Origin of the sequence: Nonomuraea sp. NPDC005501 (assembly GCF_040605905.1) — a bacterium.
Classification (GTDB): domain Bacteria; phylum Actinomycetota; class Actinomycetes; order Streptosporangiales; family Streptosporangiaceae; genus Nonomuraea.
On the sequence record NZ_JBEXDT010000160.1, the window covers coordinates 1 to 11189 of the forward strand.

An 11189-nucleotide genomic window follows, 5' to 3' on the forward strand; every position below is an offset into this window, starting at 1 on the left:
GCGCGTCCGCCGCGCTGGAGCGCGCCGCCGAGCTGACCGAGGAGACGGCCGTACGGGCACGCCGGTTGACCTCCGCGGCGGTCGCGGCGGCGGACGCCGGCCAGCCGGGCCGGGCGAAGGACCTGATCGAACGGGCCGGCCACCTGCTGACGGATCCCCGGTCGCTCGCCCGGCTGTCCGAGCTGCGCGCCCGCGTCGCCTTCGACGAGGGGGCGCCCCACCTGGCCCACGACCTGCTCCTGTCGGGCGCGGACCTGATCGCCGGGCAGAGGGCGACCGGGCAAAGGGTGACCGGGCGGAGGGCCGCCGGGGACGCGGTGACCGGAGACACGGCCGCCGGAGAGATGGCCGCGGGAGACACGGCCGCCGGAGACACGGCCGATGGAGGCGGGGTCGCCGCGGCCGATCGGGTCATGGCCGGGCTGATGCTCATCGACGCCGCCCGCAACGCCTGGCAGCTCAGCGACCCCGGCCGGGTCGCGGAGGCGGCCGGCCGGTTGCACGCGCTCGGCCTCCAGCCGGAGGACGGTCTCGGCCCCGCCGTGGACGCCGTCACGGGCGCGGCCGAGTTCCTGGCCAAGGGACCGGCCGGGGCCCTGGCCACCATGCGCGGCCTGGTCGCCGACGGCGGCCGGATCCGTGAGGGGGCGCACGCGCTGCGCGTCAACGCCGCCTTCGTCGCCGGCCTGGTCGGCGACTTCCAGGCCGGCCGTGACATCTCCGCGGCCGTCGCCGCCGAGTGCCGGGCGCGCGGCGACATCGGCAAGCTCCCGCTGGCCCTCCTGACCCTCACGGCCTGCGACCTCTATCTCGGCCGGTTCAACGACGCCGTGGCCGGCGCCGCCGAAGGGCTGCGGCTGGCCGCCGACACCGGCCAGCCGAACCGGGCCGGCTACCTCGAAGGCATGCTCGCCTGGATCGCCGCCGTACGGGGCGAGGACGCCGAGTGCTCCAGGCTGGCGACCCGGTGCCTCGACCGGTTCGAGGCCAACCGGATCGCCAACGGGCCCGCCTGGGCCGAATGGGCGCTGGCCCTGCTGGAGCTGGGCCGGGGCCGTTTCGCCGAGGCGCTGGACCGGCTCGACGCCGCCCTGGAGGGGCCGGTGCGCCACCAGATCCAGGCGGTGTACTTCGCGCCCGACCAGATCGAGGCGGCCGTACGGCTGGGCGCCCCGGCGGGCGAGCCGTTGCGGCGGTTCGAGGAGTGGGCGGACGCCGCGGGCCACGACTGGGCCGGCGGCGTGCTCCACCGCTGCCGCGCCCTGCTCGAACCCGACTGGGACACCGCGCACGAGCACTTCCGCGCCGCCGTACGGCTGCACGCCGACAGCGGACGCCCGTGGGAGGCCGCGCGGACCCGCCTGGCCTTCGGGGAGCGGCTGCGCAGGGAGCGGCACAAGGGCAGCGCCCGGCCGCACCTGCGTGCGGCGCTGGAGACGTTCGAGCGGCTGGGAGCCCGGCCGTGGGCCGAGCGCGCCCGGACGGAGCTGCGGGCCGCGGGAGACACCAGCGCTCCGGCCGGGCATGACGAGGCCGTCTCCGCGCTGTCACCGCAGGAGCTGCAGATCGTCCGGCTGGCGGCGGCCGGGCTGACGAACCGGGAGATCGGGGCGCAGCTCTTCCTCAGCCCCAAGACGGTCAGCTACCACCTCTACCGGGCCTTCCCCAAGCTCAACGTGGCCAGCCGCGCCCAGCTCGCCGGCCTCGACCTGTCCTGACCGGTGTGACACACCAGACAGGCCGGACAGGAATCCTGGCTGATCAACGCGGTGCTGCACAGGACGAGAGCAGTTCGAAGGGAGCAGGCCATGTCCATTCTGATCGCCTATGACGGTTCGGCCGACTCGCGTTCCGCGATCGAGTTCGCGGCCAAGCATCTGGCCCCCGAGCCCGTCGTCGTCGTGACCGTATGGGAGCCGTTGCTGGTGCAGCTCAGGAGGTATCCGCTGGCGGACCTCGCGGCGGTCACGGACGGCACCGACGAGTGGCGCGAGCTGGCCGACCGGCACGCCGAGGAGGGCGCCGACCTGGCGCGGGCCTCCGGGATCACCGAGGTGACGCACCGGGCCGTGGCCGATCGGGAGTCGATCTGGAAGACGATCGTGGACGTGGCCGACGAGCTGGACGCCTCGCTGATCGTCACCGGCTCGCGCGGCCTGTCGGAGACCCGGTCGGTGCTGCTGGGCAGCGTCTCCAACCACGTGCTGCACCACGCGCGCCGGCCGACGCTGATCGTCCCGCCGCCCGCGAAGGACGGCGCCCGCTAGTCGGCCTGTCACGCGATCCTGACCGGACGACCGGCGCTTCGAGGCTGGAACGAGATGGATGACCCGTTCAGCTCCTGCACGCTCACCCCGGCGCAACCGACCTGCGTGATAGAGACCGCGGTTCACCGGGGCACCTTCCGTGCGGATTTCACTGCCAAGCAGGTCATCGAAGTCAGTCGATACGCGCCCAGAACAGATCGTTGGGTGAACGAGCAGCACATCTACAGCTTCCAGTGACCAGCCGCGGGCGCCCGCGCCTTCGGGGCGTTCAGGTAGCACGAAGGCGTCCCGCCTCCCTCGGGAGGACGGTCAGATGCAGCACTCTCCCGCGGGGGACGACGTCTTGGCCGCGGCGGGCCCGGCATGGATCAGGTGGGTGTCGATGCGCCTGGCACCCGGGCCCTCCTCGCCCAGCCGGTCGTAGGGGTTGGCCAGGGCGCACCGGTCGAGCGACAGGCAGCCGCAGCCGATGCAGTCGGTCAGGTCGTCGCGCAGCCGCTGGAGCTGCTCGATGCGGTCCTCCAGCTCGCCGCGCCAGGCGGCCGACAGCCGGGCCCAGTCGCCGCGCGTGGGGGTGCGCTCCTCCGGCAGCTCGCCGAGCGCGTCCCTGATCGTCTTGAGCGGGATGCCGATGCGCTGGGCCAGCCGGATGAAGGCCACCCGGCGGAGCGTGTCGCGGGTGTAGCGGCGCTGGTTGCCGGCGGTGCGGCGGCTGGTGATGAGCCCCTTGGTCTCGTAGAAGTGCAGTGCCGACACGGCGACTCCGCTGCGCTCGGCGAGCTGCCCGACGGTCAGCTCCTTGGTGTTCCACGGGGCCTTGGTCATACCTGGACTATAGTTCAGGATCGCTCGGCCGTTCGAAGAAGGTCTCCAGCACCACGACCGGCCGGGCGCTCATTCCCAGCGGAAGAGGCGCACGGCCAGCCAGCCGAAGACCAGCACGCCGGCCGCCATCACCGCCAGGTGCAGCGGCTGCGGCCAGTCGCCCGCCCAGGTGGCGCGCATGGCCTGGGCGAACGGGCCGGCCACCGAGAAGTCGCTGAAGACGCGCAGCGCGCCCGGCATGAACTCGCGCGGGATCCACATGCCCGCCACGAACATCAGCGGGAACATCACCACCGACCCGATCCCGGAAGCGGCCTTCCCGGTGCGCGCCAGCGCGGCGATCACCAGCCCCATGGCCATCAGCGCGGCCGTGCCCAGCAGGAAGACCAGCACGAACCCGACCAGCTGCCGGGGCATGGCCGTCCCCAGCACGAGCCGGCCGAGCACGACGACCAGCGCGGTGGACACGGCGCCGACGGCCACGTTGATGAGGAGCTGGCCGGCCAGCATCCGCGCGGGGTGGACGGGCGTGGTCGACATCCGCCGCAGCACGCCCCGTTCGCGGTACGTGGTCAGCACGGTGGGCAGCACCGTGAACGCCAGCGTGAGCATCGCCAGCAGCGTCATCATGGCCGGCAAATGGGTGTCGGTGATCCGCTGCCCGCCGAGCGCGGGGTCGGCCTTGCCCATGTCGGGGATGCTGCCCAGCACCAGCAGCAGCCCGACCGGCAGCACGATGGAGAACAGCATGGCCGGCCACTCGCGCAGGTAGAGCTTCGTCTCGACGGCGAGGATCTTCCTCATGACAGTGTCCTTCCGGTGAGGGCGAGGAACGCGTCGTCGAGCGTGGACTGCTCGATGCGCAGGTCGGTGGGCACGATCCGGTGCTCGGCGAGCGCGAGCGTGACAGCGGGCGCCAGGTCGCCGACGCCGGTGACCTCCAGGTGATCGCCGCTGCCGGTGACCGAACGCACCTCGGGCAGCGCCAGCAGCAGCGCGTGGTCCACGGGCGCCGACGGCCGGAACCTGAGCCGCTGCTCCCCGCCCGCCTGGGCGACGAGCGCGGCCGGGGTGCCGGTGGCCACGACGCGGCCCCGGTCGATGAGGGTGAGCCGGTCGCAGAGCCGTTCGGCCTCCTCCATGAAGTGGGTGACCAGCACGATCGTGACGCCCGAGTCGCGCACCTGCTCCACCAGCTCCCAGGTGTCGCGGCGGGCCTGCGGGTCGAGACCGGTGGTGAGCTCGTCGAGCACGGCCACGCGCGGCCGGCCGACCAGGGCCAGGGCGACCGACAGCCGCTGGCGCTGGCCGCCGGAGAGCTTGCCGAACACGGTGTCGCGCTTGTCGTGGAGCCCGACCCGGCGCATCAGCTCCTCCCAGTCGGCGGGGTGCGGGTAGAAGGAGGCGTACAGGTCCAGGGCCTCCCAGACCTTGATCTTCTCCGGCAGCGCGGCGCTCTGGAGCTGCGCTCCGAGCACGCGGCGCAGCTCGTCGCGGTCGTGGTGCGGGTCGAGCCCGGCCACCCGTACGGTGCCGGAGTCGGGCACCCGCAGACCGGCGACGCACTCGACGGTGGTCGTCTTGCCGGCGCCGTTGGGTCCGAGGATGCCGAAGATCTCTCCCTCGGCCACCTCGAACGACACGTCCTCCACCGCCACGTGACGGGGGTAGCTCTTGCGGAGGTTTCTCACCTCGATGACCTTCATGGTCTCGACGGTAGGAATCAGGGCCGGTGGCGGGGAATCGGGTTGGATGCCCGGTAACGGTGTACCTAGGTACAGTGCGAGTGCTGTCGTTGTTCGCGCACACTGGTGACATGCTCCGACGACTGACCGGGACGGCCCGGGTGTCCGCGCTGCTCGGAATGATCATCGTCCAGATCGGCATCCTGCTGTTCGCGTTGCCGGCGGTGATCCTGACGTTCACGCTGGGGCTGGTCTTCCTCTACCCGCCGGCCGTGCGCATGGTGCGGGGGACGGCGGAGGAGACCCGGCGCCGGATCGGCGCCTGGTCCGGGATCCGGATCGCCTCGCCGTACCTCCCGGAACCGCCGCCGCCGCAGCCTCTGACGGACGGGATGTACCGCCACGAGCGGACTCTGTACAAGTCGCCCCGCGTCCCCGCCTGGAACGCCCGGTGGAAGTGGCTGACCACCGACCCGGCGAGCTGGCGCGACCTGCTGTGGCTGGGCCTGGACCCGCTGATCAAGATCGCCCTGCTGCCGATGCTGCTCGTGACGCCCACCAGGGGCCTGCGGGTGTACGGCCAGTGGTGCGCCCTGCTGCTGTCCCCCACCCGCACGAGCCTGCTGCGCGGCCAGCTGACCCACCTCCACCAGTCACGCAGCATCGCCGCGGACTCCCAGGCGGCCGAGATGCGGCGCATCGAGCGCGACCTGCACGACGGCACCCAGGCCAGGCTCATCGCGATCGGCATGACCCTGGGCGCGGCCGAGGAGCTGATGAACTCGGACCCGGCCGCGGCGAAGGCGCTGATGACCAAGGCTCGCGACGCCTCCGCCGACACGCTGACCGAGCTGCGGCGGCTCATCCGCGGCATCCACCCTCCGGTGCTGGCGGAGCGGGGGCTCGCCGACGCCGTGCGCGCCCTCGCGATGGACACCGCGCTGCGGGTGGAGGTGGAGGTGGACCTGCCGCACCGGCCGGAGCCTCCGGTGGAGGCCGCGGCCTACTTCGCGGTCAGCGAGCTGCTGGCCAACGCCGCCCGGCACGGCGACGCCCGCTCGGCGAGCGTGGACATCAGCTCCGACGGGTCGGCCCTGCGCATCACGGTCACGGACGACGGACTGGGCGGCGCGGACCCGGCCAAGGGCAGCGGCCTGCGCGGGATCGAGCGGCGGCTGGCCGCCTTCGACGGCGTGATGGCGATCAACAGCCCGCCGGGCGGCCCGACGGGCGTCATGATGGTGCTGCCCAAGGTGCTCCCGGTCCACTGGGCGGAGGGCAACAAGCTGCCGCGCTGGAAGACCGCCGTGGTGGCGCTGTGCTGGTCGCTGGCCTGGTGTCCGCTGTTCCCGCAGGGGATGGTCGCCGCCGTGTTCAAGACCTTCGCCTTCCCCGAGAAGTCGTGGTTCCTCGCCCTGTACGCCCCCGAACCCCTCCAGTGGCCGGTCATCCTCTTCATGATCGCTCTGGGTCTCGGCATGTACGCGACCGCCATCGCGATCCCCGCCAAGCACAACCGGGACCGCTGGATGGCCGAGGCGCCGCGCCGGCTGGGGATGTGCTGATGGGCGACCGGGTGCTGATCGCCGAGGACCTCTACCTGCTCAGGGACGGGCTGGTCCACCTGCTCCAGGCCCACGGGTTCACCGTCGTGGCCGCCGTGGAGAGCGGTCCCGAGCTGCTGAAGGGGCTGGTCGAGCTGCGGCCCGACGTGTCGGTCGTGGACGTGCGGCTGCCGCCGACGTTCACGGACGAGGGGCTCCAGGCGGCGCTGGAGGCCCGCCGGCAGGTGCCCGGCCTGCCGATCCTCGTGCTGTCGCAGCACGTCGAGCAGCTCTACGCCCGCGAGCTGCTGGCCGACGGCTCCGGCGCGATCGGCTATCTGCTGAAGGACCGGGTGCTGAACGCCGGGCAGTTCGTCGACGCCGTGCGCCGGGTGGCCGGGGGCGGCACGGCCATGGACCCCGAGGTCATCGCCAAGCTGCTGGCCAGCAACGCCCGGAACGAGCCGCTGGCCGCGCTGACGCCGCGCGAGCGGCAGGTGCTGGAGGCCATGGCCGAGGGCCGCTCCAACGCCGCCATCTCGCAGCGGCTCTACCTGAGCGAGAGCGCGGTGGCCAAGCACACCGCGAGCATCTTCGCCAAGCTGGGTCTGGCCCCTTCCGACGACGACAATCGCAGGGTGCTCGCAGTGCTCGCCCACCTCAACAGTCGCTGACCCCCGCCTGGTCGACAAGCTGCACGGGATTGTCGGTGGGACCGGCTACCTTCATAGGAGGCAGGCGAGCGAAAGGGCCGAATCAGGTGAAAATCCGGGTTAACCGCGATCTTCTGGCGGATGCCGTGGCATGGGCCGCCCGGGTCCTCCCCAACCGGCCCGTGATGCCCGTGCTCTCCGGCTTGCTGCTGGTGGCCGGCGAGGAGCTGAGCCTGTCCGCGTTCGACTACGACGTCTCCGCCCAGGCGCGGATCGACGCCGATGTGGCCGAGGCCGGCGGCGTGCTCATTCCCGGCCGTCTGCTGGCCGAGATCACTCGCAGCCTGCCCGGCGACGAGGTGCAGATCGTCACCGAGGGCGCCGAGGCGGTTCTGACCTGCGGCAGCGCCGAGTTCGGCCTGATCACGATGCCGGTCGAGGACTTCCCGACCATGCCGACGATGCCGCCGGCCATCGGGGCCGTCGGCGGCGGCGTGTTCGCCTCGGCCGTCGGCCAGGCCGCGCCCGCCTCCAGCCGTGACGACACCCTGCCGATGCTCACCGGCATCCGGGTCGACATCGACGGCGAGACGGTCACGATGGCCGCCACCGACCGCTACCGGATCGCGGCCCGCGAGTTCGGCTGGCGGCCCGTGCGGCCCGACATCGCCGTCTCGGCCATGGTGCCCGCGCGGGTGCTGGTCGAGGTGGCCAGGTCGCTGCGCGGCGGTGAGGTGCAGATCGCGATGGGCGACGGGGTGGCCGGCTTCGAGAGCGTCGGGCGCAGCACCACGGTGCGGCTGCTCGACGAGCAGTTCATCGACTACCGCACCCGGCTCGCCTCCGACTGGTCGATCCGGGCCGACGTGCGGGTGGGCCCGTTCGTGGACGCCATCAAGCGGGTCGCCCTGGTGGCCGAGCGCAACACCGCGATCCGGCTGTCGTTCACCCAGGGGCAGGTGACGCTCCAGGCGGGCGGCGGCGACATCGGGCGCGGCATCGAGGTGCTGGAGTGCGAGCTGCGGGGCGACGACATCGAGATCGCCTTCCAGTCGCAGTTCCTTCTCGACGGCCTGACCGGCATCGAGACGGAGCTGGCCCGCCTCAACATGGAGTCCCCGACGCGGCCGGCGCTGATCCAGGACGTGCCCGGAGACGCCGACCCCGCCTTCCGCTACCTCGTGATGTCCCTGCGCCTCGGCGCCTGATCCCGCCCCGGCTCCCCCCGGGAGCGGGGCGTCACTGCGGTCTGCGGGCCGACTGCCGGTCGGCGACCAGCTTGAAGACGCGCTTGAACTCCGCGTACGCCTCCTCGCCCACGGTCGAGGCCAGCTCGGCCTCGATGGCGGCCATGGCGGCGTCCGACTTGGCCATCTCGTCCAGCCCCTTGGCCGTGGGCACGATCAGCTTGGCCCGGCGGTCGGCCGGGTCCGGCTGCCGCTCGACGTAACCCAGCTCGACCAGTTCGTCCACCAGCGTGCCGATGACCTGCTTGTGCTGCCCCGATTGCGTGGCCAGGTCGGTCGCCCGGCTGCCCTCCTCGTCGAGGTAGGCCAGCACCGCGCCGTGACGCGGCCGGAGCTCCCGATGGCCCTGCTCGGCGACCGCCCCGAACAGCTCCCGCTGCACCGAGAACAGCGTCCGCCCGGCCAGGATGCCGAGGTCCGGGTTGTCCTGCTTGCGCTGGCTCCTACGCACCGCCACGCCTCCATTTGATCACTAATCTTGATAGTCACTGAATTTTACTATATGGTCGTCCTCATGACCACAACGATGGAACTCACCCGGTTCCGCGTGGCTCCGGACAACGCCGAGCGGCTCCTCGCCGCCCGTCCCGGAATGCTCGCGGACTTCCGCGCCGACCGCGCGGGCTTCCTCGGCGCACGCCTGGTGCGCCTGCCCCGTGACGAGTGGCTCGACATCGTCGAGTGGCGCTCGCCCGAGGACCGCGCCGCCTCCGCCGCCAAGGGCGGCAACCTGCCCGGCATCCGGGCCTTCTTCGAGTCGATCGACGAGCTGGTGTCCGCCGAAGACGGCACCACGGAAGGAAACGAGGGCTGACCATGACGATCCTCATCACCGGAGCCACCGGCACCGTCTCCGGCGCCGTGCTCGACGCGCTGCCCGGCAAGGACGGGGTGCGGGTGCTGGTACGAGACCCGGCCAAGGCGCCGGCCGGGTACGAGGTGGCCGTCGGCGACCTCGACGACCCGGCGACGCTCGGCGACGCGTTCGACGGCGTGGAGACGCTCTGGCTGCTCACCGCGATGGGCCCGCAGGCGCCGCACGCCAGCATGAACGCGCTCTGGGCGGCCCGCCGGGCGGGGGTGCGGCACGTGGTCCGCATGTCGGCGATCGGCGCCGCGCACGACGCGCCCACACGCAACGGCCGCCTGCACGCTCTGTCCGACGTCGAGCTCCAGGCGTCCGGCCTCGGCTGGACCATCATCCGCCCGGCCTTCTTCATGCAGAACCTGTTCGGCTCCGTCACCGGGGACACCCTGTACGGCGCCACCGGGGACGGCCGGTTCGGCCTCATCGACGTGCGGGACATCGGCGACTTCGCCGCCACCCTGCTGACCGACCCCCGACCGCACACAGGCAAGGTCTACACCCTCACCGGCCCGGCCAGCATCTCCCTGGCCGAGGCGGCGGAGGCGCTCGGCGAGGTGTACGGCCGTCCGATCGCCTACCAGCCGGTGGCGCCGGAGCAGGCCCACGCCGCCATGCTGGAAGCGGGACTGCCCGCCTGGAACGCCGCGGTCAACACGGAGTACATGCGGGCCTACGCGGGCGGGTGGGGCGACTACACGACCCCGGACTACCGCGAGGTGACGGGCAAGGACGCCCACACCTTCACGGACTTCGCCAGGGCTCACGTGGACCGGCTTCTGTCCGGCCAGGAATGACACCGGAGGAGCAACGGGGCAAGGGGGGGACGGAGGCCATGGCCCACATGACGCGCGTGTCGGCGACCGGCCCCGTGCGGGCTCAGCGGCCGTATCCCTGGAGGCCCCCAGCCCCGTACGGCGACTGGGGCCTGCCAGGCTGTGCCGTAACAGCAGGAAAAGGGGTTACGCGTCCGTCAGGGCGATGAGGATGTGCTCCATGCAGGCGTGGCTGGCGCGCTCGGCGGCGGTCGCGTCGCCGGCCGCGATGGCGCGGGCGATCGCGTCGTGCGGGATGTAGCTCTTGTTGAGCGACGTGCCCGCGGCGGTGATGCTGGCCCGCAGCGCGGCCGAGAAGTCCTCGAACAGGTCGATCAGCACGAGGTTGTGCGTGGCGTGCGCGACGGCCATGTGGAAGGCCAGGTCGGCCTCCACGAAGAAGTCGGGGTCGTCGAGGTCCCAGGCCCGTTCCCGCTCGGCCAGAGCGGCCTCGATGCGCAGGATGTCCTCGTCGGTGCGCCTGGTGGCGGCCAACCGCGCCGACTCGACCTCCAGGGCGCGCCGCACCTCCAGGATCTCCAGCTGCTCCGCCTGCCGGAGGCGGCGGAGCATGGCGCCGGAGAGCTCGCTCGTCGCGCGGACGTAGGTGCCGTCCCCCTGACGGCACTCCAGGAGTCCCGCGTGAGTCAGCGCGCGTACGGCCTCGCGAACGGTGTTGCGTCCCACCCCGAGTTGCTCGGCGAGCACCGTCTCGGTCGGGATCTTGCCGTTCATCCGCCACGACCCTGATGTGATCTGCTCCTTGAGCTGATCGATCACCTGGTCCACGAGCGAAGCCCGCTGCGCCGTACGCAGACTCACAGTCCGCCTCCTCCGGGGAAACCAATCATCCTATGAGTCAATGACTGGTAGACCCTAATTATTCCAGACCCAAGAACACAAATCTGGAACTCCCGGGAGGCGTTTTCCGATCAGCCGGAGACGGCGGCGTTGACCGGCAGACCCGCCAGCGCGGAGCGAACCCCGGCTGCTTCCAGCGCCTTACGATACGCGGCGGTCTGCTGCGCCCGGCCACCGGCCCGGCCGTACAGGTCGCCCAGCTCGCGCCAGCAACGGGCCGCCTGACGGTCGGAGCCGAACATCGGCCCGCTGAGCGACTGCAGCAGGCCCCGAGCCGTGCCGAGGTGCCCCACGGCGTCGCCGCCCAGGTCGAGCGCCACGGTCGCGAGCACCAGCCGTGCCTCGGCCGGAGTGGTGCGCGACGCGTCGGGCGCCGCCTCCAGCGCCGCGGTCGCCAGCTCACCGGCACGTGCCAGGTCACCGGCGC

General features: G+C 72.2%; 13 protein-coding genes and 1 pseudogene. 8 read left to right on the forward strand and 6 right to left on the reverse strand.

What is annotated here, in order from left to right:
* From ABZS51_RS40860 to ABZS51_RS40870, 3 genes are all read left to right on the forward strand, one after another.
* On the forward strand, nucleotides 1-1718 hold a 1718-nt coding region (locus tag ABZS51_RS40860), incomplete at its 5' end, for a LuxR C-terminal-related transcriptional regulator (RefSeq protein WP_355453198.1).
* 90 nt (nucleotides 1719-1808) lie between these two features.
* A complete protein-coding gene (locus ABZS51_RS40865; RefSeq protein WP_355453200.1) occupies nucleotides 1809-2267 on the forward strand; it encodes a universal stress protein in 459 nt (152 codons plus the stop codon).
* A gap of 54 nt (nucleotides 2268-2321) precedes the next feature.
* Nucleotides 2322-2504: a hypothetical protein gene (locus ABZS51_RS40870; protein WP_355453203.1), complete on the forward strand. Its 183-nt coding sequence runs from the start codon at nucleotides 2322-2324 to the stop codon at nucleotides 2502-2504.
* Nucleotides 2505-2576: 72 nt separating this feature from the next.
* Here the strand turns inward: ABZS51_RS40870 and soxR are convergent, their stop codons facing one another.
* From soxR to ABZS51_RS40885, 3 genes are all read right to left on the reverse strand, one after another.
* On the reverse strand, nucleotides 2577-3092 hold the full coding sequence (gene soxR, locus ABZS51_RS40875; protein ID WP_355453206.1) for a redox-sensitive transcriptional activator SoxR: 516 nt from the start codon (nucleotides 3090-3092) through the stop codon (nucleotides 2577-2579).
* A 69-nt stretch (nucleotides 3093-3161) separates the two neighbouring features.
* Complete coding sequence (locus tag ABZS51_RS40880; RefSeq protein WP_355453209.1) at nucleotides 3162-3896, reverse strand: ABC transporter permease; 735 nt, start codon at nucleotides 3894-3896, stop codon at nucleotides 3162-3164.
* Entirely contained in the window at nucleotides 3893-4798 is a 906-nt protein-coding gene (locus ABZS51_RS40885; RefSeq protein ID WP_355453212.1) for an ABC transporter ATP-binding protein, read from the reverse strand. The genes ABZS51_RS40880 and ABZS51_RS40885 overlap by 4 nt, the downstream gene beginning before the upstream one ends.
* A gap of 110 nt (nucleotides 4799-4908) precedes the next feature.
* Here ABZS51_RS40885 and ABZS51_RS40890 point away from each other — a divergent pair, with 110 nt between their 5' ends.
* The 3 genes from ABZS51_RS40890 (at nucleotide 4909) to dnaN (ending at nucleotide 8182) form a co-directional block, all read left to right on the forward strand.
* Nucleotides 4909-6342: a sensor histidine kinase gene (locus tag ABZS51_RS40890; protein ID WP_355453215.1), complete on the forward strand. Its 1434-nt coding sequence runs from the start codon at nucleotides 4909-4911 to the stop codon at nucleotides 6340-6342.
* Nucleotides 6342-6995: a response regulator transcription factor gene (locus tag ABZS51_RS40895; protein ID WP_355453218.1), complete on the forward strand. Its 654-nt coding sequence runs from the start codon at nucleotides 6342-6344 to the stop codon at nucleotides 6993-6995. Before ABZS51_RS40890 ends, ABZS51_RS40895 begins: the two co-directional genes overlap by 1 nt.
* 86 nt (nucleotides 6996-7081) lie before the next feature.
* Entirely contained in the window at nucleotides 7082-8182 is a 1101-nt protein-coding gene (gene dnaN / locus ABZS51_RS40900; protein ID WP_310707810.1) for a DNA polymerase III subunit beta, read from the forward strand.
* A gap of 31 nt (nucleotides 8183-8213) precedes the next feature.
* On the opposite strand, the gene ABZS51_RS40905 is transcribed toward dnaN, so the two are convergent.
* The gene (locus ABZS51_RS40905; RefSeq protein ID WP_310707811.1) at nucleotides 8214-8678 is read right to left on the reverse strand and encodes a MarR family winged helix-turn-helix transcriptional regulator; all 465 of its coding nucleotides are present in this window, start codon (nucleotides 8676-8678) and stop codon (nucleotides 8214-8216) included.
* Nucleotides 8679-8735: 57 nt separating this feature from the next.
* Between ABZS51_RS40905 and ABZS51_RS40910 the strand changes: the two genes are divergently transcribed.
* Together ABZS51_RS40910 and ABZS51_RS40915 are read left to right on the forward strand one after the other, a co-directional pair.
* Entirely contained in the window at nucleotides 8736-9035 is a 300-nt protein-coding gene (locus ABZS51_RS40910) for an antibiotic biosynthesis monooxygenase (RefSeq protein WP_355453222.1), read from the forward strand.
* A gap of 2 nt (nucleotides 9036-9037) precedes the next feature.
* Entirely contained in the window at nucleotides 9038-9883 is an 846-nt protein-coding gene (locus ABZS51_RS40915; RefSeq protein WP_355453225.1) for an SDR family oxidoreductase, read from the forward strand.
* A gap of 165 nt (nucleotides 9884-10048) precedes the next feature.
* Here the strand turns inward: ABZS51_RS40915 and ABZS51_RS40920 are convergent, their stop codons facing one another.
* The gene (locus ABZS51_RS40920) at nucleotides 10049-10723 is read right to left on the reverse strand and encodes a FadR/GntR family transcriptional regulator (RefSeq protein ID WP_310707814.1); all 675 of its coding nucleotides are present in this window, start codon (nucleotides 10721-10723) and stop codon (nucleotides 10049-10051) included.
* Nucleotides 10724-10833: 110 nt separating this feature from the next.
* Nucleotides 10834-11189 (reverse strand): annotated as a pseudogene (locus ABZS51_RS40925) (transcriptional regulator); the annotation flags it as partial.